A 23,035-nucleotide genomic window follows, 5' to 3' on the forward strand; every position below is an offset into this window, starting at 1 on the left:
CCGTGAGCGGAGGCCTTCCTCGTGGACCGGCTCGGCCGGCCGCCATGAGCGCTTCGGCGCTGTCACCGTCCGCTGCCGGGTGGGGGCCTGCCTCCCAAGCCGGAAGGTCGCCAAGGCGGATGACGAGCACGGCAGCGTACTGACCGTCCTCGATGGCACATCGGTCCACCTTGCCGTCGAGCGTCACCACGCCGAGCCGGGTCCGTCGTGGCTGTCCTCGCATCCGCAGGGCGGTGGGTACTCCAGCCAGTACGCCGAAGGCCACCCACCCTGGGCCCCGCCGCCCCAAGGGCCGCACACCTCCATACCCGCATCTCGCCACCCAGTGGGCCAGAAACGCACCAAAAAGGGCACGCTCAAGCGTGACGGAGCACAGCAGCAGCCTTTTAGGGATCAAGCCAATCGAAGCAGGACCGGAGACGACCGCTGAGCCCGGACACCGGCGTTTGATCATCCCGAACGTCAGAGATGGGCACCGAGGGATCTGCGTTGAGGTCCACGGCCGGATTGCTGCGGAGACCCGGGAATTGCCCCGCCGGTACGGGGCAAGGGGTGGAGCGACAGGCAGGGCCGCTGGTGTGTCGCTCAGCCGGTGTGTGGTCAGTCGGTGGTCTCAGGGGCGATGTTCTTGTTGAAGCGGAGCAGGTTGTGAGGGTCCCAGGCAGCCTTGATCGAACGCAGCCGCTGGTGCTTGGCCTCGCTGCCATGTACTCCGCGCCGCCACTCTTCGCCCAGGTCGTCGGTGAGGTTGGCGTAACCGTTCGTCAGTGCGTGCGGCCGCATCGCCTCGGTGAGGGTCGTGGCCCACTCGTCGTATTGCGCGTCGTACTCGGGTGTGTCCCACTTGCAGATGGCTTCCCACAGCCAGGCGGCTCCCTCACGGGAGAAGGCCGTGGCGTCCTCGTCGACGTCCTCGGAGATCGCGCCGCCCATGAACGAGATGTTGATCGAATAGATGACGCCGGGGTTCGACGGCAGGGCGACAACGTTCTCCAGCAGCACGTCGACGGCGTCGGCGGACAGTGCCGGCAGGTACCCACCACGCAGGTTCATGCGCATTCCGTAGGGGGCGACAGCGTCGAGCATGCTGTTCGCCTGGACCCACGTGGTCTTCGTGACCAGGTTGGCAAGCGGTTGGCCGAGCGCGGCGAGCGGCTCGACGACCTCGTTGGACGTGGCGGGCTCTGCGGTGTACACCACGACGAGAATCAGCGCCGGCTTCCCGTGCACCTCCTCGGGCAGCATCGGCAGAGGGGGAGCATCGGCGATCGCGACCAGCAGGCCCAGCTCCCGTGGGGCTGTGGCCAGGTGCGCCGAAAGCTTGCCGAGGACGGCCGCGGCCTGGTCGAACGGGAAGATCAGCTGTCCTGCGACGACGTCGGGGCCAACCGGGTGCGCGCGATACTCGAACGAGGTGACGACCCCGAAGTTGCCGCCCCCGCCGCGCAGCGCCCAGAACAGCTCGGGGTTCTCGGTCTCGTCGGCGCGGACCTTGCGGCCGTCCACGGTGATCATGTCGCAGGCCAGCAGATTGTCGACGGTGGCGCCGTAGCGCCGCATCAGGAAGCCGATGCCACCGCCCAGAGTCAGCCCGGCGACGCCGGTGCTGCTGACCGTCCCGGCGGGTACGGCCAGGCTGTGCTGCTGTGCGGCGGCGTCCATCTCGCCGAGCTTGACGCCCGGTTGGGCCCGTACCACCCGGGTCTCCGGGTCGACCGTGATCGCCCGCATCTCGGAGAGGTCGATGACCAGTGCTCCACCGGGCATCGCATAGCCGTCCGAGCCATGCCCCCCGCCGCGCACGGCCACCGGTACGGCGTGTGCGGAGGCGTAGCGCAGGACGGTCGCGACGTCACTTTCGTCGGCACACTGCGCGATCAGAGCGGGGCCCTCGTCGGCGGCACGGCCCTGGTACAGGGCACGCGCCGCGTCGTACTGGTCGTCGCCGGGCCGCAGTACCGCGCCGCGAAAGTCGGTGGGGAAGTCGGAGTAGGTGTCGCGTTCTGTTGACACGCTCATGGGCGGCCTCCTGTGTCAGGGACGCGCAAGGCTGACCGGAAATTCAGCTTCCGATTGCGTCGGCGAGAACCTAACACCCGTGGTGAAAAAGGCCCGTTAATGCTCGCGGACGATCGTCACGCTGCGTTGCCGATGCCCGCGGGAGCGTTCCGTCTGATCAGCCCGCTGAGTGGCGGGTGGGCTGCCGTCCGCTCACACCGGGGATTCACGCTGTGCTCCCCGGCCAGCGGCTTCGCGACCAGCAGCCTCGCGAACCCGGGAGCCGAGCCCTTGCGTACGCTGCTTCACCTGGAGGGGACCAGTCGAGGTGCAGCGAGGCCTTCTCAACGTTGATCACTCCAGATCCCGTGGAGGTGGCGGTAGCCGATGGCCTGGGAGGCCTCGGCGTCGCGAGCCAGGCAGTGCACACATCCGTGTGTGCGAACCAGCTCAGCACCAGCACGGCCTGTCGAACGGCCCCATGACATCCATCTGGACACGGTCGAAGTCGGTGCCGGCAGTACCGCCCGGCCGGTCAGACGCAGTGCAGGCGCAGCTCCGGACGGCGGGCTCGAGCCGCCGGTGCCGCGTCAGCCGAGGTTCGCCCCGTCGCGACGCCCGGCACGCTCTTCCGCTGCCTTGAGGGCGTGGGAGGCGCTCCCACTCGCCGCTCCTGGATGGGCGGATCTTGGCTGACGCGGCACTGGGTCGCCGCCGGCCAGGGCGTCATCTGGATCCATTCTGCCTCGCCGATGCCAAGGTTTCCCGAGCGAATGATTGAAAATGGATCCATTTTCTGCCACGGTGGACGAGCGACACCATCAACGGCTCGCAGCGAGGACACCGTCAGTTCCTCGCCCGGGCGTTGAGGTATCTCCGCCCGATGGCCTGGATGCGACCGTGGCGTCTCGGACGAGGTTCGCGCGCCTTGCTGCGCACCCTCGGTGAGATCTGCGGCCTCGACCGAGGCAAGGTCAATGCGCCGTGGCACGCACGATGCGTTTCACCCTGTCCGTTGACCATCGACCTGTCGACTGTGCGGTGGCGGCTCAGTGGATGCAGGAGTTCATCGGCCTCCTTGAGAACCCGTGCGGTCGTGACGTGACGTCCAGAGCGTTGAAGGACACCAATGAGCCTGTCCGAGCACAACCTTCAAGCGAAGACTCCCCCTGTCGCCTGGAGCGTGGCGCTGCGCGGTGCCGTACGAGGCAGGTCCATGGCGCAGACGACCACGGCCGCGTTGCTGGTCGGGTCAACTCTGTTCATGGTCAACCTGTACTCGCAGGTCCGGGACGGCCCGTTCACCTGGGTACTCACGATTCGCATCGTCCTGACCTTCCTCGTGCCGTGGTTCAACGCGACGCTGGGGATCGCGATCGGCTCGCGGAAACCTGGGGCTTCACCGCGTTGCCAGAACGATCCAGCGGATATGGCCAGGCCCCAGGAGTCTGCTCCACCGTCACCCCGATCCAGCCGCTTCCCGGCAGGACCCGTCGAAAGGTAATTCTCATGTCGCTGGTGCCGCTCCTCACATCCGATCAGTTCTCGTCGGTCGACCAACCCGCTCTCGCCCAAGGGGTGAATACCTACGGCGACGTGCTGAACACCTGGGCGGCCATCGGTAACAGCCCCGGTCTGCTCGCCAAATACCTGCCGTTCCTCGGGCAACTCAACGGCCCGGGCGCGTTGGAGCCGCGTTTGAAGGATCTGGTCGCCGTACGCGTCGCCGTGCTCAACCACTGTCGCTATACAGCGAGTCACCGATGCACGTCCGCGCTGTCCAAAGGGGTGGGGGTCGACGAGCTCGCGGCCGTTGCGAACGGCAAGCTCGAAGGCTTCACCGAGCAGGAGCGGCTGGCTCTCCAGCTGGCTGAGGAGATGACGGTCGCCATTCCGACGGTCTCCGTAGAAAGTGACCCCACCGGCGTCTCGGCGAGTGTCCGCGACGACGTGCAGCGGGTGTTCGACGCAGCGGCGTTGGTAGAGCTCGTCATGTGCATCAGCATGTGGAATGCGTTGTCACGCTTCCACCGTGTCATGGACTTCGAGCTGGACATGCCGGAGGCGCCGGCACCTGTGGCAGCCCAGCTCTGAAACCGCGTAGGGGCGTGAGGCCGGCCAGGCAGGAGCCTGGCCGGCCTCACGCCGTAGCCGGATGAGCTACGCGCGCGGCGAGCAGCTTGCGAACGTCCTGCCGCTCAAGGCGGCCATCCCGCTTGCAGGCGAGGCGAGGCGAGGCGAGGCGAGGCGAGGCGAGGCGCGGCGGGGAGGCATCGCGAGCCGGCGTGCTCGCCGTGAGCCGGTGCTCCGTAGACCCTGGAATCCGTAGTGCACAGACAACATGTTGTGGTCAGGAAACTACACAATGAGACATGAACGGGAGCCGTCGGAACTCTGCTCCGCCGCGCCGATGCCGGCCCCGCCGCGCAAAGAGCGCGCGGATGCGGCGCGCAACCGCGCGGCGATACTCCAGGCTGCCGCGAGACTGTTCGACGAGCGTGGCGCGGACGGCGCCTCCATGGACCAGGTGGCGGCTGCCGCAGGTGTTGGCAAGGGCACCTTGTTCCGTCGCTTCGGCGACAAATCCGGACTGGCCACCGCGCTGCTGGCCGACCGTGAGCAGGCACTACAGGAAGCCATCCTGAACGGCCCGCCCCCACTGGGTCCCGGGGCCCCGGCGTGCGAGCGCCTCGTGGCATTCATCGATGCCTACGTCGACCACCTGATCCAGCACCTGGATCTGGTCCGCACCTCGGAGACCTCGACCACGGGCGCGCGCTACCGGGCCCAGGCCTACCATTTCTGGCACCGCCATGTGACGACCTTGCTCAACGCTGTACCCGACCCGCAGGCCGCCGCTCACACGCTCCTCGCCACGTTGTCCGCCGAACACGTCACCGCGCTCCTCCCCGAACTCGGCGAACACAGACTCCGCGCCTGTCTGATCCACCAGGCCCGCATCACACTGCATGAGCCCGGGAAGCGCACTTCGCCGGGGGTCTCCGATCAGCGGCCTGGGTAACCTCCCAGGAACCTGATCGAGTACGGCAACCAACTCCGTTTCAGCGCTGCTTGCCTCGGCGGTCTTCCCGGCCCTGCACCCACGGTGCGCGTCGGGAGCGCCACCTCGACGGCGGCGCATCGGCGGACATGCCCGTGCTCCAGGCCGTAGCGCTCGGCGGGACCAGCATCTACGTGCTGCTTGCCGCGGTAATGATTCAGGCCGGCCTTCAGACGCGCGCGGCCCTGCTCGCCGCCTACCGGGCAGTGGATCAGATCCTGGGTGACGATGGGCGGCGGACTTGGCGACGGTCCGCGAGTCGGTTCTTCGGCTGCCCGCAGTCGCCACTCTCGCGGGTGGCCTCAGCGATTTCCGCGACACCCCGCGGCCGGTCCAGGCCGGCTACCGGCTCACCAAGGACCCGCTCCGCCGGCAGCCCGTGGCCACCGTGGCGAGAATCCTGGTGTCCGGGCTTGCCTCCTTGCGCGCCGTTTGCTTTCGCGCCATTGTCTATATTTCGACGATGGAGCCGTGTGGGTCGGCGCACCTGTTCGCTGGTCGAACGCGCAATTCTCCGCGGGCACCATATCGCTGTGCGATGTGCATGCGAACATCCGTGTGAGCACGGGTTGCCGGCACTCTCGCTCCCCGTGAGTGCCGGCCAGGCCCCCCGTACAAACCCTGGTGCTGCGCAGCAGGGTTGTCGCTCCGTTCGCTGCGCTTTCGGAGCGGCGCAGCATCGTTAACAGCGTCTAGGCGCGATTAACGCCCCACTAACACCTCCTGGTTAGCCTCAAGGGAATCAACGGCCGAGCGAGTGTCCACTTCACGGTGAGATGTTATTTCGCCGATTCGAACTGCACAGTTCGAAGCGTCAGCCGATTGAGGCGCTGATTTCTCATCTTCTAACGCGTCGAGGGGTAGATTCATAAACGGGTTCGCGGCAATTCCCAGTGACGTTCTGGCGAGTGGAATTTGAATGGCGACCCGACAAGAAAAGTCCATGCACGATGGTACTTGGTGAAGTGGAGAAGGTGGCATTTGATGCGAACTGGCGACCAGTACTTGGAGTCTCTCAGGGACGGGCGGGTTGTCTGGGTCGGAGGTGATCGGATCGATGACGTCACGACGCACCCGAAGACTAGGGCAGCGGCCAAGACGTTCGCGAAGTTCTACGACCTGCATCACGAGCCCGAGCTGCAGGACATCATGACCTTCGTCGACGACGACGGAGTGCGTCGTTCGATGATGTGGTTCAAGCACGGGGACGCCGAGGGGCTGCGGCGCAAGCGTGTGTATCTGGAGACCGTGGTCCGGGAGCTCGATGGCGGATCGATCGGGCGGACCCCGTGCGCGAACAACTACGGTCTGGTCACCTACGAAGAGGACCCGCAGCCGTGGAGCGACCAGTCCGTGGGCACTGGCGGGCGTGACCTGACCGTGGGCATCCGGAAGTTCCTGGATCTGGTGAAGGAGGGCGACCTCAACTGCGCCTTCGCCTTCATCGACCCTCAGGTCGACCGGTCCAAGCAGCAAGCGGCCCAGACCGCGCTGCGTGTCGTGGAGACTCGCGACGACGGCATCGTGGTCAACGGTGTCAAGGCCGTGGCCACCGGTGTGCCGTTCGCCGACTACATTCACATTGGCGTCTTCTACCGCCCGGCAATCGAGAGCGAACAGGTCATCTACGGCGCGTGTCCGGCGAACGCGCCGGGCGTCACGATAGTCTCCCGCGAGGCTACGGTGCGTGACGACTCCGATAACCACCCGATTTCTTCGGCCGGCGACGAGCTCGAGTGCACCGTCATCTTCGACAACGTGTTCATTCCGTGGGAGTTTGTATTCCACATCGGAAGCCCCGAGCACGCTTCGCTGTACCCGCAGCGCATCTTCGACTGGACGCACTACGAGTCGCTCATCCGGCAGATGGTCCGGGCCGAACTCATGGTCGGACTCGCGATGCTGATGACCGAGCACCTCGGCACCTTCCAGATTCCGCCGGTCCAGGCGCGCGTGGCGCGTCTCGTCGAGTTCTACCAGACGATGCGAGCCCACGTGATCGCGTCCGAGACGGAAGGGTTCATCTCGCCGTCGGGGCTCTACAAGCCGAACGTCCTGCTCTTCGACTTCGGCCGGTCGTACTACCTGGAGAGGTACGCGGAAATGCGGAATGAGGTGGTCGACCTTGCCGGCCGTGCCTCGCTCCTGTTCCCCACCGAGGAGCAGTGGAACAACCCCGAGCTTCACAGCTGGCTGGAACCGCTGCAGGCAGGTGCGGTCGGCGAGCCCTACGACCGCGTGCGCATCTCGCGCGTCATCCGTGACCTGTTCCTCACCGACTTCGGCGACAGGGTGAGCACCTTCGAGCAGTTCAACGGGACCCCGATGCTCCCCACTCGGATGCACACGATGAAGCGCTCGGAGCTCTCACCCTCCGGGCCGCTCACCCAGCTTGCTCGGAAGGTCTGTGGCCTTCAGGAGCCCGACGCCCCCGAGGTGACGGCTTACACCGAGCAGGCCGAATATGCCCGACGCCTTGACGGCGCCAGGCTTGAGGGCTCACGGGCCCGCTGAGCCGACGACGGTGCGGGAGGGCGGTTCGTGGCCGCCGGCGGCCACGAAGCGCCCGCCCTCACCGTTGCCCTGGGCACAGGCCCGATGAGGATCAGCAGTAACTGGGCGGGGGATGCCAGCCCTGGCGTCCCTCGCGTGTGGACGGAGAGAATGACATGGCTTATTACATTGCACGTGCGGCGGACCGGAAGTTCTTCGATGTCGAGGGCGTGCCGGGTCTTCGGCAGGCGCTCCTGGTCGGACACGAGCAGGGTGCTGCTCACCTGGAAGTGAGCTTGTACGAGCTGGCTCCCGGGGCGACAACGGGCTGGGCTCGCTGCCCGTTTGAGGAGTCGTGGTTCATCACCGGCGGATCGGGCGAAGCTGCCTTTGCCGGGCTGCGCTACGAACTTGGTTCCGGCGACTACGGTGTGGCGCCTGTCGGCATCGCCCACTCGCTGTCCGCCGGTGATGAGGGGCTGACCTGGCTCGGGGTACGCGCACCGAAGCCGCCGACGTTCGACGGAGCCCGTAGCAGCATTGCCGCCAAGCCCTCTCCGGGTGAGAATCTCGGGCGCCCGTCCGAGACGGACCCCCGGCATCGCTTCGTCGGGCACTTCGAGGACTCGGACATGGCCCCGTACGCGCAGCTGTCGATGCCTGGCTACCACGGTCCCAACGTCAAGAACATCAGCCTCAGGATGATGGTGGACCAGCTCCTGGGAGCGCAGCATCACACTGTCTTCGTGTGCGAGATCGCGCCGAAGTCCGGCCCGGGCAAGGCGGCCAAGGTCCACTACCACCCGTTCGAGGAGATCTACTACTTCACCTCCGGCGGGATGCGAGGGACCCTCGACGGCAACGACGAGGTCATCCAGACGGGTGATCTGGTGTGGGCAGGCACCAACGGCACACATGGTTTCGTCAACGAACGGAATGAGCCGGCCCGCTGGATCGAAGTGCAGTCGCCGATTCCTCCGACTTCGGACGGGTTCTTCTTCCCGGACGACTGGCGTAAAGTCCCGGATGATCACTGAGGATCGCCGAGGATCTCGGACGAGCACTGAGGATCACTGACGAGCACTGAGGAGCACGGAGGCCGGACGATCGATGGGTGACTCCGATTCCGATCGACCAAGTGGCTCAAAGGCGCCGGGTCGCCAGCATCGCGCGATCATCAGACGGAAACTGGCAATGCCGGAGCCGGCGAAAGGCGTCGTCGTCCGCGACAGGCTCAGTCAACGGTTGAGAGGGCTTCTCGACCGCCACACTGTGGTGAATGTGTTCGCGACAGCAGGGGCCGGCAAGACCACGGCAGTGGCCCTGGCTGTCGGTGACCTCGACAGGCCCGTCGCCTGGCTGTCACTCGACGGTACGGAGCAGGCGGCGGGCCGCCTGCTCGTCTACCTCGAGGCGGCTGTCGAGGGCGTTGTCCCCGGCGCAGCCGATGTGGCGACTGATGCCCTGAGCAGCAGTCTTCACATCGGTGAGGCAGCCGGTCTGCTGGCTGAAAGCCTCCAGGGGAGTCGGCTCATCCTGGTGTGCGACAACGTGGAACGAATCGCCCCCGACGAGTCCTGCATCGCCGTGCTGTCGTCCTTCGCCCGCTACCTGCCATCTGGCGTGAACCTCGTACTGATTTCGCGCGTCGATGTCCGCCTCGACCCGGGCTCGACGAGCGAGCGTGACCGGGTGGGTGAGCTGGTCGAGAGCGATCTCGCCTTCGACGTTCAGGAAGCGGGCGCAGCACTTCGAACTGTCGGCCATGTCGACGTGAATCCGGTTCAGGCGGTGGCAGCGACAGGAGGCTGGGTCACTGGCGTCCTGTTCGAGGGCTGGCGTCATGCACGCTCTCGCGAACTGGATCCCGACTCGCTGCGGTCCTATGTCGCAGCGCACGTCTTCAACTCGCTTTCCGTGGTTCAGAGGACGTTCCTCCTTCATACGAGTCTGTTGGGGGAGGTATCGGTCGAGGGTGCCCGTGCCCTGGGACAGGAGAACGCAGCGCAGGTCATGGCAGATCTCCGCGCCCGGCATCTTCCTGTGACGTGGTCCTCGGACGGTTCGCGCATGACGCCGCACCCGGTGTTTCGCGACTTTCTGCACGAGGCACTGGGACGCGAGGATGCCAAGGCGCTCGGTGTGGTTCGCCGCAGGCACGCCGAGGTCCTGATCGCCCGCGGCGAGCACGAGGAAGCCGTCGATGAGCTGCTTCGGCTCGGTGACCTTGAGGCGGCTGGGCGGCTGGCTGCCGTGGCCCTCCCCAGCCTCGTCGCGCGGATGGACTTCGCGCCCGCGGCACGGTGGCTCGATGCCCTGGGAGCGTCGGTCCGGACTCTGACCCCGGAGATCGGATCGGTCATCCTGCGCGTTGCGTTCGCACTCGAGCAAGCTCATCGTGGAGTGGAACTCGTCGACCGCCATGGATACGACTGGCTTCTGGAGCTGGGAGATCCCGACTTTCAAGAGGCCCACGTCCTGGCCTGTTGGTGCCTTTGGCACTCCGGGCGGATCGAGGAGGCGCAGTCCCTTGCCGATCGGCTGCCACCAGGGCGGAACTGGCTCATCGCGCAGACGCTGATCGCGCTGGCCACCGGCGAGGAGCATCCACCCTTTCCCGAGTACTCGACCATGCCGTCCGGCCCACTCGACGGTTTGCTGATGCGGCTTGCTTTCATGCGCGGTCGCCTTGAAGGCCTCGACGACCCGAGTTCGTTCGATCCGTGGCGCACTGTCCTCGGGGGTCCCTGGGTCGTCGCCGCGCTGCGCGCCACCGGGCGACTCGATGCCGCGATGTCGATGTTCGAGCCTCGCAGTGGTTCAGCGCAGCCCGTCTGGCTGCATGCCGTCGACGCCGTCGATCTCATGCTCGACCTTGGCCGGGGAGAGGAAGCCTGCGCGTCCATCAAGCGAGGAAGAGAGCTCATCGCGTCAACCGGCTCGAAGGTGTACAAGAACATGAGCCTGCTCGTCGAAGCCAAGCTGTGGCTGCGCCTCGAGGGTGACACACAGCGTGCCGACCGCGTGCTCGCGGAGGCAGCAGCCAACGGAGCCTTGGAGTATGCCCTCACACGGGAGACGTGGCAGATGTGGTCGGGTCTGTCGATGCTTCTGCAGAACAGAGATGCCGAGGGGCACGAGCACCTCTCGGAATGCCTCCGGAGCATGCAGCAGGGAGACCGTCATCTCGATCTCCCGACGGCTGCCGTGTACCTGGCCGAAGCGCAATGGCGTCTCGGCCTCGAAGATGAGTCCGACGCCACGGCCGACCTTGCGATGGACTCCGCCTCGACGCACAGAACACATCACCTGCTGCTGACGGCGCTGGCGGACGTGCCGTCGGTTGCGGCCAGAGCAGCGGACACCAAGTCCAGTCGCATGTCGCCTTGGCACGAGATCCTCGCTGTCCTCTCGGGCCAACACCCCGTACGCGTGAACGCGAGTACGCCCCGACTGGTGCTCGAGGAGTTCGGCGAGCCGACTCTCACGATCGACGGAAACGTGGCTCAGCTTCGGCTGACGAAGAGCGTCGAGCTTCTCAGCTACCTGCTCTGGACACCCGAGCGCAGGGCTACACGCGAAGAGGTTCTCGGGGCGCTCTTCGGTGGCCGCAATGATGCTGCCGGCCGAAGCTATCTACGGCAGGCGCTCTACCGGCTTCGCGAAGTACTGCCTGACGGCTTGGGCCCGGCGCAGGACGGCGACGTTGTCCGACTGGTCGGCCCCACGTTGGCCATGGGTACGACACAACGGGCAGTCGACCTCATCGCCCAGGCCGGGAGGCAGGACGGAGAGATTCGCCTCCAGACGCTGTCGCAAGCCCTCAGCATTGCTGAGAGAGGGCCCTACCTTGCGACGGTTTCAGGGGATTGGGTTGCCGAGCGCCGCGTAGCCCTGGCGGACACCTTCATGTCGGCTCGAGTCGCCGCAGCCAAGCTCGCGTATCAGATGAACCGTTATCGCGAAGCAAAGGGACTGGTCGACCACGTGCTTCGCGAAGACCCGTACCGCGAGCAGGCCTGGCAGCTCGCCATCAGACTGGCGCATGCCAGCGGCAGCGACGACGCCGTGCTGGCGCTCTACCAACGCTACGTCGCCCGGATGCGGGAGCTCGGCGTGCCACCGTCCGACGAGGTTCGCCGGCTCGTCGTGCAGCTGCGCCGATAAGCCTGGCCGATTTCGCGTCGATAAACATGTCGCCGGCCACACTCAAATCCCCTGGTGACAGGAAACGCTCAAGCCATCTCGTTACAGGCAACGGAGGCATCATGGGTGCATCGACCGCGCAGGAGATGCGTGCTACATATCGCGGAGCAATGGCACGCTTCACGACCGGCGTCACGATCGTGACCACCATGACTCCGAACGGACCAGCAGGGATGACGGCCAGTGCTGTTGCGTCTGTTTCGCTGGATCCGCTCTTGCTGTTGGTGTGCGTCGGAAACACCCTTGCGACGAGGGACGCGATTTCCGGCTCCGGAGTCTTCGCTGTCAGCGTCCTTTCACGGGGCCAGGAACGGCACGCGCTTCAGTTCGCGAGCCGGTGTGACGACAAGTTCGCTGGCGTCGGGCTGCGAACCGACCACGACCTCCCCGTCGTCGACGGCTCAGTCGCTCACTTCGCCTGCAACGTGAACGAAGAGATCGCCGGGGGAGACCACACGATCTTCATCGGCGAGGTGGTCAGCTGCGGTTACTCCGTCGACCCGGACCCCCTCGTGTACTTCGGTGGACGATTCGGCAGCCTCTGCGATCCCCGTACCCATGCGCAGCTGGCGTACGACTGGCAGCTCGCTTCATCGCTCTAGCAGAACCCCGCCCAGGCGCCCAGGCCAGTACCACGCATCACCGTGAGGTATCGGGCCTGGCCGATACCAACAACCCTTTGCGCACGTCGCGCACCTTATCCCCAGGAGATGAACGTGAACGTATCCGTGCTGGGTCTCGGCCAGATGGGATCCGCCATCGCCGAACGACTCATCAACGCAGGCCACGAGGTCAGTGTCTGGAATCGGTCGAAAGGCAAGGCTGACGGCCTGGTCGCCAAAGGCGCGTTCGAGCTGGACGCTCCCCACGAGGCATGGGCCCGATCAGAGGTCTGCATCACGATGGTCGCAGACTCCCGTGCCCTGGCGGATATCGCGCTCGCGCCCGACGGGGGGCTCGCCCACGCCGCGTCCGGCAAGGGACGGACTCTCATCGACATGAGCACTGTCTCTCCGGAGGTCTCCCGTGACGTGGCCGCCGCGGCCGCGGCCGGCGGTGTCCAGTACCTACGCGCTCCAGTGAGCGGCAACCCGGGCGTCGTGCGGGCCGGGAACCTCACGATCATCGCCTCGGGTGAGGACGCCGTCTTTACGTCCGTCGAAAGCCTGCTCCGCGACATCGGCCCCCAGGTGTTCTACGCCGGCGAAGGAGATGCTGCACGCATCATCAAGCTGGCTCTCAACCTCATGGTCGCCGGGACGGCCGAACTTCTCGCCGAGTGCATCGCATTGGCGGAGGCACACGACGTACAGCGGGACAAGCTTCTGGAGATCGTCGGCGCCTCGGCGGTCGGGTCGCCGTTCGTGAAGTACAAGATCGGGCCCCTCCTGGCGGACGACTACACGTCGACGTTCAGCTCGCGGCTCATGCGCAAGGACGTAGACCTGGCCCTCGAGTCGGCGGCAGCCGGTGGAGTTCCGCTGCCGGTCACCGGCGTCGTGCAGCAACTGCTTCAGGCGTGCATCTCGACCGGCCTGGGTGACCTGGATTTCATGGCCCTCCTCATCCGGCTCCAGCGTGAGGCCGGCCAGACATCTGCCTGACCGACTTCGGCACCGGGGGCAGGAACAGAGAAGATCACCGCGAAGTCTCTACCGACGCTGCTGATGTGGGGTGATGAGGCTGTCTCTGTCCCTGACCTACGTGGGTGAGTACCTCGGTGGTGTCGCGAACCCACGGGTGCAGTGGCGGTGGGGGAAGGGTGCGGTATCACCACGGGACGTAAGGTTCGATGCGGTTACGTGCCGGGCCGTCCCTTGGGTCAGGGACACCGACGAGCCGGGCACCGCCCTGGTTGAACTCCCGGCCCGGGCCTGAGGGTGCCCGGGCCGTGGACGTGGATGAGTGCGCGGTGGTGGTAGACCGCACCGTCGACGGCTCCGCCGAGCAGGCCGCGCGGCACCAGGCGTTGTCTCGTGCAGTCCTCAGGGAGCTCGCATGCCTGAACCACGCCTGGTGGAGCAGGTCGCAGCGCGACGACCATGACATTCCTCCCCTGCTGCGGAGCTACTCTGATGTGCAGTGGGTGTCGGCCGCGTTCCCCCGTCGCGGTCGGCACCCGCTTTCGTGTCCTCTCAGACACCGCTGGTGCGGGCGGCCGGCAGGTCCTCGGACTCCAGCACTGCGGCGATGGCGTGCTCGGCGCGCGCCTCCATGAGATGTCGTAGGCGCGGGTGACCTCGGTGACCCGCCGACGGCAAAGCGTCGGCTCGCCGGTGGTGCTCCAACAGGTGGCGCGGATGCCAGCGGACCGGCCGGCACTCGTCTGGCTCGGGTGCTGGCGGAGGCCGCGAGCCGGTCAACGCTCCTGCGGTTGATACGCGCTGCCCGAGCCGGCGCCGCACGCGCCGGGGCCGTGGCGCTGGAGGATGCGGTGGACAGTGGTCAGGATCCGCGCCTCGCGGTCGAGGTGCCCCCGGAGTGGCGGAGGTAGAACGGCTTCACGGAGAAGTGCAGCACCAACTGGCGCGGCACGTCCGCCCCGTCGATGTGGGGGCGGCGCGTCTGTGAGGTCCAACCGCCGGCCGGCCGCTCCGAGGGGGTGATCCATTCCCCGTCGCGCAGGTGCCCGGTCACCCAGGCGTATGTCGTGGTCCAGTCCGGTGAGGGCTCGGTGTCGTCGGTCACCTGGGCGCTCTGCCGGGCGGGGTGATCATGTGGTGGCGGGTTCCCGGTGCCCGGCGAGGAGCATGGCGATCATGGAGCGGGCGGTGGCCCGGAGTCGTTCGGGGTCTTGGTAGACGCGTTCCATGACGACGGTGCCGCGGGTCATGGTGATCAGGACCCGGGCCGCTTCGGCGGGTGGGACGGTGAGCCGGCCGGCTGCGTCCAGCCGGGAGAGCCGTTCGGTCATGGTGTCCTCGAGGCGGTCGAGCATGCGGCGGATCGCGGCGCGGATGGGCTCCGCGTCGGCTTGGGTGTCGGTGGCCGTCTTGGTGGACAGGCAGCCGCGGGGCGGGGTGCCGCGGGTCATGGAGTTGATGGTGAAGTCGAAGAAGTCCTCCAGCGCCCGTCGGACGTCCGGCTGGTCCAGGGCGGTCCTGGCGTCGGCGATGAAGGCGTCCGCGTAGTCCTCGAAGACACGCAGGAACAGCGATTCCTTGTCCTGATACGCGTTGTAGAGCGAGCCGCGCTGCACGCCCGTGGCGGTCGCCAGGTCCTGCATGGAGGTCGCTCCGTAGCCCTGGTGCCAGAAGACGTCCAGGATCCGGCCCAGGGTGTGCTGCTCATCGAACTGCCGCCGTCCAGCCATGAGCCCACGTTAATTCATTTTTGACGCCATCGTCAAAGTTTGCAATGCTGTCAAACATGACGGGGCTGTCAAAGATGGCCCAGGCAGACGGGCCGGGCCATGCCCCGGTCCGCCGTGCCCGGGCGGAAAGAGGACACACGCACATGAACGACACACCTCCCGCACCCGCTCCCTGGCGCGCCATCGCGGCGGGCGCGAGCGCGAGCTTCGTCGGCATCGGCCTGGCCCGTTTCGCCTACACGCCACTGCTGCCGGAGCTCATCAACGCCCACTGGTTCTCGGCCTCGGCTGTCGCCTACCTGAGCGCGGCGAACCTCGCCGGCTACCTTCTGGGCGCGCTCGCCGCCCGCCGCGTCGCGCGGCGGCTCGGCGACCGACGGGCACTGCGCTGGATGATGGTGCTCGCCACGGTGGGCCTCCTGGCGTGCAGTGTCCCCGTCTCGGTGGCCTGGTTCTTCGGCTGGCGCCTGGTCTCGGGAGTGGCAGGCGGTGTGATCATGGTGCGGGTCGCCGGGGCCGTGCTGCCCTACCTGCGCGGTGAGCGCCGGGGACTGGCCGGTGGCGCGATCTTCGCGGGCCTGGGCCTGGGCATCGCCGCCTCGGGGACGCTGGTGCCACTTCTGCTGACCGCCGGCCTGAGCAGTACGTGGTTCGGCCTGGCGGCGCTGTGTGCGCTGCTCACGGCCCTGAGCTGGAGCGGATGGCCCACGCCCCGGGCGTCCCCGACGGCCGCGGCCTCCGGGGCCCCGTCCCGGGCAGGCGAGTCGGCCCGGTCGCCGCGACTGACGCTACTCCTCGTTCAGTACGCCTTGATCTCGATGGGCCTCGTCCCCACCATGTCCTTCCTCGCCGACTTCGTCAGCCGCGGCCTGGGCCGGGGTTCCGGCAGCGGCTCCATGGTGTGGATCGTCTACGGACTCGGTGCACTCGTCGGGCCCACCCTCTATGGGCTTCTCGGCGACCGCCTGGGATTTGCCAGGGCGCTTCTGCTGATCACCCTGGTGCAGACCGGAGCGCTCACGGCGCTCGCCTTCGCGCACGGCCTGTCCGAGGTCGCGGTGCTGAGTGCCGTCATCGGGTCCTTCCCGCCCGGCGTCGTGCCCGTCGTCCTGGGGCGCGTCCACGAACTGGTGCCCGCACGCGCCGAGGAACAGTCGGCGGCCTGGGGGAGGGCCACCGTCGCCGGTGCCCTCTCGCTGGCGGTGTCCGCCTACCTGTACTCGTACGTCTTCGACCTGACGGGCCAGAACCACCGCGTGCTGTTCCTGATCGGCGGCGGGGCCCTCGTCCTGGCGCTCCTGACCGGCCTCGCCGCGCGGTTTATGCGCTCAGGCGGGGAGCGTGCGGTCCATGTGGCCGCACCCGAGCCCGTCACGACCGCGGGCTGAGAGGGCCAGGGCCGGCACGTCATCGGCCGACACGGCCTGGGGCGGGAGCGCGCCGTCGCGGTCCCGCCCCGGTGAGCCGGCGACACTTCAGGCCGAAGACACTGGTGAAGCGGGCGCCGCGCGGAACGTCCAGCCGCCCCCGCCACGCGTCGTCGCCGTGCCGCTGCCAGGTGGCCCCGTCGTCGAAGCTGACCTCCAGGGTGACCGCGCGGCTCGGGGCCGCACCGCGGGCGCGCGGCAGGTGCGAGGCGCCGGCGATGATCTCGCCCTGGCGCTGCGCCCGTCCGACGAGGTCGATGCAGACCCTATGGTCCAGCCGGAGTGGCTTCAGGGTGGTGTTGTACGCGTAACCCGAGACGAAGCCCCCCGCTCGGTGTGCGTACGGGTCGCGAACTGGCGGCCGGTCCGACAGGCCGCGGCTGTTGCAGACGACGAGTAGGTAGGGGAGCGGGCCCGGGGAGGGCAGCTCGGCGCAGGCGTGGTCCACGCCCTGTGGGAGGAGTTCGTCACGCCGGAGGAGGGAGGTCTTCGCCGTGGCGAGGCCGTCGTGGATGACGCCCGCGTGCCCGCCGGAGTCGCGTCAGGAAGGCGTCCCGAACACGGCGACGGGCAGGCGGCGGTGAACCGGACCATGAGGTCGTGGTGTTCGGCCTAGAGGTCGCCGGGTCGGGTGAGCAGCATCCGGGCGAGTCTGCGCGGGGAGATGTGGGGGCGGTCGGCCTCCGCGCGGCCTGCGCCGGTGTCGTCCGCCTGCGGACCGGGCGTGCCGGGCGGGTGTCAGCCGGGTGCGGTGACCGCGCCCTCGATGAGGTGGTGAGCGGCCGCGTCGGTTCGGGTCACGTCATGGGTCACCAAGCGGTCCTGGCACAGTCCGCGCAGGCCGGAGATGAGCATCGTGGCCCTCACTCGCGCCTGCTCCGGCGGGTGACCCAGCCGGTCGTAGGCGGCGGCGATGGGGCCGAGCATGACCTCGACGGTGTCGGCCGCGAGGTCACCGTACTGCTCCGGATCGGTGGCGGCCAGGCTGAGCAGCTGCAGCAGCATGCGGACCGGCCCGGCCTGCTCCCCGACGGTCATCGCTTCCCACAGGGCATGGGCGCCCTCGCGCAGGCCGGCGGTCTCGTGGACGTCGTCGAACATCGCGTGGACGTCGGGACGGCTGGCGGCCAGCGCCTGGGCCAGCAGGTTCTCGCGGCTGCCGAAGTAGTACAGAAGCATGCGTTTGGTCGTGCCGATGGCCTCCGCGAGCGGGCTCAGCGACATCTGTGCGAGGCCGTGGTGCTGGAGGTACTGCACAACCTGCCTCAGCAGCTCGGCACGCTTTTCGGCATTGAAGGGGCGAGGCACACCTTTGACTGTACCGATCGGTACGCGTAAGGTCCATCGGGCGTAGGTGTGCCGATCGGTACGTCAACGAATTACTGCAATGGCGACGGCCGGGTGCGAGGAACGGAGATGAGCGTCATGGAGCTGGCTGCACCGCGAATGACGATCGCGGAACGTAGCGTCGGAGGACTTGGTCCCACCGTCGCCCTGCGGAGGCCCAGCAGCGACTCCGAGATCCCCCCGTGGACCGTGGAGGCAAGGAGAGTCGGCGTCGTGATGGCGCTGACCGCCCGCACAACGCGGCCGGTGCAAGGGCGCGGCTTGGGTACAGACGAACTGGTCCACCGGCACTGGCGCGGCGGCCGTGACATCGCCGTACATCCGGTCGGCAGTGTGCACGACGAGTACTACGGCGCGGCTCACGGCGGCGTCCAAGGGGCGGCTCTGTGAAACACCGGATCGAGCGCCCGCAGGGCATACCCCTGGCCAGGACTCTGGCCGAGACTCTGATGTTCCCGGCGGTACTCTTCCTCGGCCTTCTGTTCTGCTTCTCCACGGCCTTTCACGCGCCTCAGCCGCACCACGCGAAGATCGTGGTCGCTGAGCCGGCACTGGAGCGCAAGGTCGATACCGCTCTGCAGCGGCAGCATCCCGGTGGGTTCGATGTCACCGCCGTGGCGGACGCGCAGGAAGCCCGCCGGGCGGTGCTGAACCGGGACGCCGTGGCGGGCTACGCCGTCGAGGGAAGACACAGCAGTGTTCTGTACGTGGCCAAGGCCAACGGGACGTCCCTCGAGTTGGCGCTGGCCAAGGGTTTCACTCAGCTTGCGGCGCACAACCACCAGAAGCTCACGGTCACGGACGTGGCACCCACCGTGAGCAAGGACCAGAATGCCACGACCTTGGTCTATTTCGGGGTCGCCTGGAGTGTCCCCGGCTACATACTCGCGACGACCCTGCTGCGGGCGGTGACCTTCAACCGTCGCAGGAAACTGATGACCATCGTGGGCGTCTCTGCCCTCTTCAGCGTCGTGGGCTTCTACGTCGGCGTAGGCCTGGACTACTTCCCCAACGACTCCTCCGTGCTGGCGATCGCCTTCTTGCTCACCACGGCGGTGGCCACGTTCGCCTCCGGTGTGGCGCCTTTCACCAAGCAGTTCTTCCCTCTGGTGGGTATGGGTCTGTACATCGTGCTGAGCGTTCCCTCCAGCGGTGTGTCTCCCGTCCCGCTGCTGCCGACGTTCTTCCAGGACCTGCACGCCATCATGCCGCTGGGCAACGCGGTGGACGCCCTGAAGGGAGTCCTGTACTTCGACGATGCGGGGGTGCTCAGGCCGGTGCTCGTGCTCTGTGCGTGGATTACGGCGGGTCTGGCCCTGCTGGGCCTCGACGCGTGGCGGCGCCACCGGATGGCCGCACGACGGGGCGAGGAGGTCGAGCAGGAGGACATTGAGGAGGTTGAGGAGCCGCCGGTGGAGGATCCGTCCGTGGAGGCACCCACGCCCACCGCGCTCCCGGTCCACCACCACCAGTTCGGCGAGCCGTTGCCGATGCTGGAGGGCACCGTCCGCGACGAAGAGCAGCAGCCCGTCCGCCATGCCGCTGTGACCGTCATGGACACCCGTGGCCGGCAGTTGGTGCGGACCACGACGAACGCGCAGGGCGAGTACGCCGTGACCGGTCTACCCGAGGAATTCATAAGCGTCGTGGTCTCGTACCCCGGCCGAAATCCGGTGGTCCACCAGAAGTTGCTGCAGTCCGGTGTGGCCGTCCGGGCCGACTTCACCATGCATGACCGGCGCAACGGGGCGTCACCTCGCATGCCGTCCAATGGAGTGGTCCGAAAATGAAGCATGAGTCCTGGTCATCGGAGTCGTGACTGGGGTGTGCTGCATCACCTCCACAGTCATCGCTGCCGGGTAGGTCGTGCTGCGGATGCGTAGCACGACCTACCCGGCGGCAACCCCTAGGTGGCCTGCCGTGTCTGGGGTGTGGGCACTGTCGGTTCAGAGGGGGACCGGGACGCGACCGTCGTCTCCGCTTGTTCTGCCCTTTCCGCCTCTTCCGCCGTCTTCTCCCGTCTCGCCGTCTTCGCCTTCCTGGGGCCTGCCTGGGCTGGGACGCGCAGTGGCGCTGTCGGAGGGGAGGCGGCAGGAGCGGCGGGTCGGGCTCGAGTTGGGTTGGCGGAAGGGTGCGCGCCGGGCGGATGTGAACGCGGTGGACTGCCGCGGCCATCGCGCTCAGCCGGTGCCGGACTTGTGTGGCGGTCTGCGGGCGGTCGGCCGGATTCCTGGCCGGTAGCTCCAGGATCACCTTGTCCGGGTCCTGCGGTAGCCCGGCGCGCATCAGGCGTGGCGGCGTGGGAGGCTCGGTGATGTGTTTGGGCGGCACCACGTGCCGGGCGTCGTCTTCGAACGGCAGTCGTCCGGTGAGCAGTTCGTAGAGGAGGGAGCCAGGGAGTACAGGTCGCCCTGCCCGTCGAGAGCTCATTCTCCTTGGGCCTGTTCCGGCGACATGTAGGCGGGTGTGCCCATTATCGACCCGGTGGTGGTCATGGCGGTCGCGCCCGGATCCGCAGCGAGAAGGGCATCCGCTGGGGCGGACGCGCGCGAATGGCAGCCTGATCACCCGCTGACGTTCAAGGTCGCACAGTCCGCGACCCCCAGATCGGACAGCACCGCCCGCAGCCGCTCCAGGGCCGCAGTCGTGTCCGAGCCCTCCACGATTTCAAGGTCAAGATGGCAACGACCCGTGCCACTGCCTGCGCCGGTGACCTCGCCGTCGAGCTCGAACACCGCTTCCAAAGCCTCCGCGACCTCATCGCGGTCGATCGGCAGCCCCACGAAGACGATCTCGACGAACACCCCGGCCCTCCCTCTCAACCCGGCGAACAATAGCGGTCAGAGCACTAGCCACCCACCCATTGTGTCGGTGACCTATACAGATCGAAGGTCTTTCCACGGCTTGGGGATTTTCTCTGAACTGGGGTGCTTTACCGAACATGGCCTGAAGTTTACTCAGGTCACCGTTGGCTTTCGTGATGTGCTTGAGTGCCGTGGACTCGCCCCGATCCATCTCGACGAACCCCGGACCGTCCACCGGGAAGATCCGACCGTGAGGCTCAACAGCATATCGTCTGCCATTGACCCCACAACGAGCACTGTCAGGATCGAACTGCGCGCTCCCTGCGGCAATCTCCGCAATATCATTGGCCAGGATGTTGCGTACAAAATGTATTTTCCTCTTTGCGTTTGAACTGGCAAACTTCACAGCGTAGTTGCAAATTGGAGACCCATGGCAGGTTATACTGTCACGGTTTCCCGCCCTGACGGGTTGCGCGCATTAGAGTGACGACTGTTGCAACCCAGGCGAGAGGAGATTTAGCATACCAGAGGCATTTGGCCCGCCGATTTGCATGGCAGGACAAATTACAGCTTTGAAGTTTTTGGGTATGCCCTCAATTCGTAGGCTCGTGAGTCCTTGACCGGATGATTGATTCGCCCCTTTCGGCCTCCGGGTTTGAAGGCGGGGTCGTCGCGTATCGCTGCGGCTGCGCCCGGTTTCCACCACTGGCCGTTACCCAGCTCCATACTGACGAAGCGTGCCGGCGGCCCGGCGCCCGCGATGGACGAGGAGAGATGACGATGAACCGACCCTTCCGGCCCTTTCGCGCGGCTGTAGTCACCGCGTCCGTCGCGACAGTCACCACTCTCGGCGTCACCGTGGCCCAGGCGGCCAATACCCAGACGCCGCTCTACGACCTCGCCACGGCCCCCGTCGTGACACCTTCCCCGGTGCGCTCCGCGCCTGACCGTCCGGAGCCACGCCCAGCGTCGCACGGGCGGCGGGAGACCGGCCGGGAGACACTGACGCCTCCGCTGTCCTCACGCATGGCTACGCCATCGACGAGGCCGGCGAAGCGCCACTCCGTCACAACGCCCCCGGCAGACATTCGGATCGGCTCCTACCGCAACTGCAGTGCGCACCCGCAGCCCTGCATCGACGCCGGAGCGCTGACGATGTACGCCGGGAATATCCTCGCGGGGCACGACTACATGGGCTATCAGTGGCTGTCCCGAGTCCCGGTCGGCCGTACGGTCGGCGTCATCTCCGGCCCGCTCGAGGGGGCGTACAAGGTCTATGACCATCTGACGATCAGCCGCCAGGGTGGATCCGTCCCGACGTTCCCCGGCTCGCCCTCGCTCGTTCTGCAAACGTGCGAGGGGAGTATGACGGCGTTCTCGCTACTACACCGGGTCTAGCATCAATACCGATAACTTAGGGTGTTGATGTCTGCTTGACCCGTTTGGGTTCGGTGGCACCGACGATGGTGATGGCCGGGACGCGTGGGCAGTCTGCAACGCGGTGGATGACGCCCTTGAGGCGCCAGCTGGCGACTGTGCTTTTGATGACGCGGGGGTTGGCCCGGCGGCGTCGCGGTGGCAGGAGGCGTTCGAGGAGTTCAGCGTGGGCTGCTTTGACCACGGGCGAGTCTGCCGGCGGGAAACGCCGCCTGGTCGGTGACCTGCGGCGCACGACGCGCAGCGAGCGGGTGGGACTGCGCAATCGTCCACGGGACCGCACGCCCATGCGCCGCTTGGCGCACGCGAGGGGAGAAAATCTGTGCTGGAGAGCGCTTCACCGGGTTCCTCCGAGGATGCCCCGGCCTTTCAGGCCGGGGAGGAATCGGGCTCCTGCGGCGCAGGGCAGGGATAGCCGGATCGCCGTCAGGGCGATCCGGTTTCCACCCCGTGCGGCGGTGATGTCGCCCACGATGATCGAGAACTCTCAACTGTCAGTCCTCCCAGGTGGGTTCGGATGCATGACGACAGTAGCGGCCACGGCCGTATCAGCAACGCCCTGAAGAACGACGGCACCGTCGAACTCGACATCCGCGCCACCACCTCCCACGGCGACATCACCGCCCGCAGCCTCTGAAAAGAGCAGGACCGGGACCGCCCGGCCGGGCCCACCGCGATCATGGCCCGGCCGGGTCGCCGCCCACGACCCAGCCGCCCGTCCCGCACGGCCCGCGTCCCGCACGGTGTGCGTCCCGCACGGCCTGTGCTTCACGCGCAAAGCCCTGAAGGAGTCATCCACGACGCTTGCACCCGATCTGGGAGAACACATGACGAAGAACAGCATGTCCGCGACCGGTTCGACGTGGGCCGGCATGGTGCCGGTCGACGATACGGCCCTGGCCGTCACCGACACCGGCGGCCCCGGCATCCCCGTGGTCTACCTCAATGG

The 23,035-nt window shown here is 67.1% G+C and carries 17 protein-coding genes and 1 pseudogene; 12 read left to right on the plus strand and 6 right to left on the minus strand.

Going from position 1 to position 23,035, the window contains the following annotated elements; translation table 11 throughout:
- Positions 1–600: 600 nt before the first annotated feature.
- Positions 601–2,019 (minus strand): FAD-binding oxidoreductase, encoded by a 1,419-nt coding sequence (locus ACWDA7_RS27715; protein WP_450607284.1) that lies wholly within the window; start codon positions 2,017–2,019, stop codon positions 601–603.
- A gap of 930 nt (positions 2,020–2,949) precedes the next feature.
- On the opposite strand from ACWDA7_RS27715, the pseudogene ACWDA7_RS27720 reads away from it, so the two are divergent.
- The 8 genes and pseudogenes from ACWDA7_RS27720 to ACWDA7_RS27755 form a co-directional block, all read left to right on the plus strand.
- Positions 2,950–3,075, plus strand: a pseudogene (locus tag ACWDA7_RS27720) (2-oxo acid dehydrogenase subunit E2); the annotation flags it as partial.
- 432 nt (positions 3,076–3,507) lie between these two features.
- Positions 3,508–4,092, plus strand: coding sequence for a carboxymuconolactone decarboxylase family protein (locus tag ACWDA7_RS27725; RefSeq protein ID WP_450607286.1), 585 nt, complete (start codon positions 3,508–3,510; stop codon positions 4,090–4,092).
- 271 nt (positions 4,093–4,363) lie between these two features.
- Positions 4,364–5,020 carry a TetR/AcrR family transcriptional regulator gene (locus ACWDA7_RS27730; RefSeq protein WP_450607288.1) on the plus strand — a complete coding sequence of 219 codons (657 nt, stop codon included), beginning with the start codon at positions 4,364–4,366 and terminating at the stop codon, positions 5,018–5,020.
- Between the two features lie 1,023 nt (positions 5,021–6,043).
- Entirely contained in the window at positions 6,044–7,573 is a 1,530-nt protein-coding gene (locus tag ACWDA7_RS27735; RefSeq protein WP_450607290.1) for a 4-hydroxyphenylacetate 3-hydroxylase N-terminal domain-containing protein, read from the plus strand.
- 137 nt (positions 7,574–7,710) lie between these two features.
- Complete coding sequence (locus tag ACWDA7_RS27740; protein WP_450607292.1) at positions 7,711–8,589, plus strand: cupin domain-containing protein; 879 nt, start codon at positions 7,711–7,713, stop codon at positions 8,587–8,589.
- 73 nt (positions 8,590–8,662) lie between these two features.
- Positions 8,663–11,719, plus strand: a complete 3,057-nt coding sequence (locus ACWDA7_RS27745; RefSeq protein ID WP_450607294.1) for a BTAD domain-containing putative transcriptional regulator — start codon at positions 8,663–8,665, stop codon at positions 11,717–11,719.
- A gap of 101 nt (positions 11,720–11,820) precedes the next feature.
- A complete protein-coding gene (locus ACWDA7_RS27750; RefSeq protein WP_450607296.1) occupies positions 11,821–12,360 on the plus strand; it encodes a flavin reductase family protein in 540 nt (179 codons plus the stop codon).
- 114 nt (positions 12,361–12,474) lie between these two features.
- Positions 12,475–13,362, plus strand: a complete 888-nt coding sequence (locus ACWDA7_RS27755) for an NAD(P)-dependent oxidoreductase (protein WP_450607298.1) — start codon at positions 12,475–12,477, stop codon at positions 13,360–13,362.
- A gap of 841 nt (positions 13,363–14,203) precedes the next feature.
- Here the strand turns inward: ACWDA7_RS27755 and ACWDA7_RS27760 are convergent.
- Both ACWDA7_RS27760 and ACWDA7_RS27765 read right to left on the minus strand, forming a co-directional pair.
- Positions 14,204–14,446, minus strand: a complete 243-nt coding sequence (locus ACWDA7_RS27760) for a hypothetical protein (protein ID WP_450607300.1) — start codon at positions 14,444–14,446, stop codon at positions 14,204–14,206.
- A 25-nt stretch (positions 14,447–14,471) separates the two neighbouring features.
- Positions 14,472–15,071 carry a TetR/AcrR family transcriptional regulator gene (locus ACWDA7_RS27765; protein ID WP_450607302.1) on the minus strand — a complete coding sequence of 200 codons (600 nt, stop codon included), beginning with the start codon at positions 15,069–15,071 and terminating at the stop codon, positions 14,472–14,474.
- 143 nt (positions 15,072–15,214) lie between these two features.
- On the opposite strand from ACWDA7_RS27765, the gene ACWDA7_RS27770 reads away from it, so the two are divergent.
- A complete protein-coding gene (locus ACWDA7_RS27770; RefSeq protein WP_450607304.1) occupies positions 15,215–16,459 on the plus strand; it encodes a YbfB/YjiJ family MFS transporter in 1,245 nt (414 codons plus the stop codon).
- 19 nt (positions 16,460–16,478) lie between these two features.
- On the opposite strand, the gene ACWDA7_RS27775 is transcribed toward ACWDA7_RS27770, so the two are convergent.
- A complete protein-coding gene (locus tag ACWDA7_RS27775; protein ID WP_450607306.1) occupies positions 16,479–16,946 on the minus strand; it encodes a hypothetical protein in 468 nt (155 codons plus the stop codon).
- Positions 16,947–17,236: 290 nt separating this feature from the next.
- Positions 17,237–17,806 carry a TetR/AcrR family transcriptional regulator gene (locus ACWDA7_RS27780; RefSeq protein WP_450607308.1) on the minus strand — a complete coding sequence of 190 codons (570 nt, stop codon included), beginning with the start codon at positions 17,804–17,806 and terminating at the stop codon, positions 17,237–17,239.
- Positions 17,807–17,914: 108 nt separating this feature from the next.
- On the opposite strand from ACWDA7_RS27780, the gene ACWDA7_RS27785 reads away from it, so the two are divergent.
- Both ACWDA7_RS27785 and ACWDA7_RS27790 read left to right on the plus strand, forming a co-directional pair.
- Complete coding sequence (locus ACWDA7_RS27785; RefSeq protein ID WP_450607310.1) at positions 17,915–18,235, plus strand: hypothetical protein; 321 nt, start codon at positions 17,915–17,917, stop codon at positions 18,233–18,235.
- Entirely contained in the window at positions 18,232–19,635 is a 1,404-nt protein-coding gene (locus ACWDA7_RS27790) for a carboxypeptidase regulatory-like domain-containing protein (protein WP_450607312.1), read from the plus strand. Before ACWDA7_RS27785 ends, ACWDA7_RS27790 begins: the two co-directional genes overlap by 4 nt.
- Before the next feature lie 774 nt (positions 19,636–20,409).
- On the opposite strand, the gene ACWDA7_RS27795 is transcribed toward ACWDA7_RS27790, so the two are convergent.
- The gene (locus tag ACWDA7_RS27795) at positions 20,410–20,649 is read right to left on the minus strand and encodes a hypothetical protein (protein WP_450607314.1); all 240 of its coding nucleotides are present in this window, start codon (positions 20,647–20,649) and stop codon (positions 20,410–20,412) included.
- A 1,155-nt stretch (positions 20,650–21,804) separates the two neighbouring features.
- On the opposite strand from ACWDA7_RS27795, the gene ACWDA7_RS27800 reads away from it, so the two are divergent.
- Positions 21,805–22,047, plus strand: a complete 243-nt coding sequence (locus ACWDA7_RS27800) for a hypothetical protein (protein WP_450607316.1) — start codon at positions 21,805–21,807, stop codon at positions 22,045–22,047.
- The last annotated feature ends 988 nt before the right edge of the window (positions 22,048–23,035 follow it).

This window comes from Streptomyces sp. NPDC001156, from assembly GCF_053598275.1.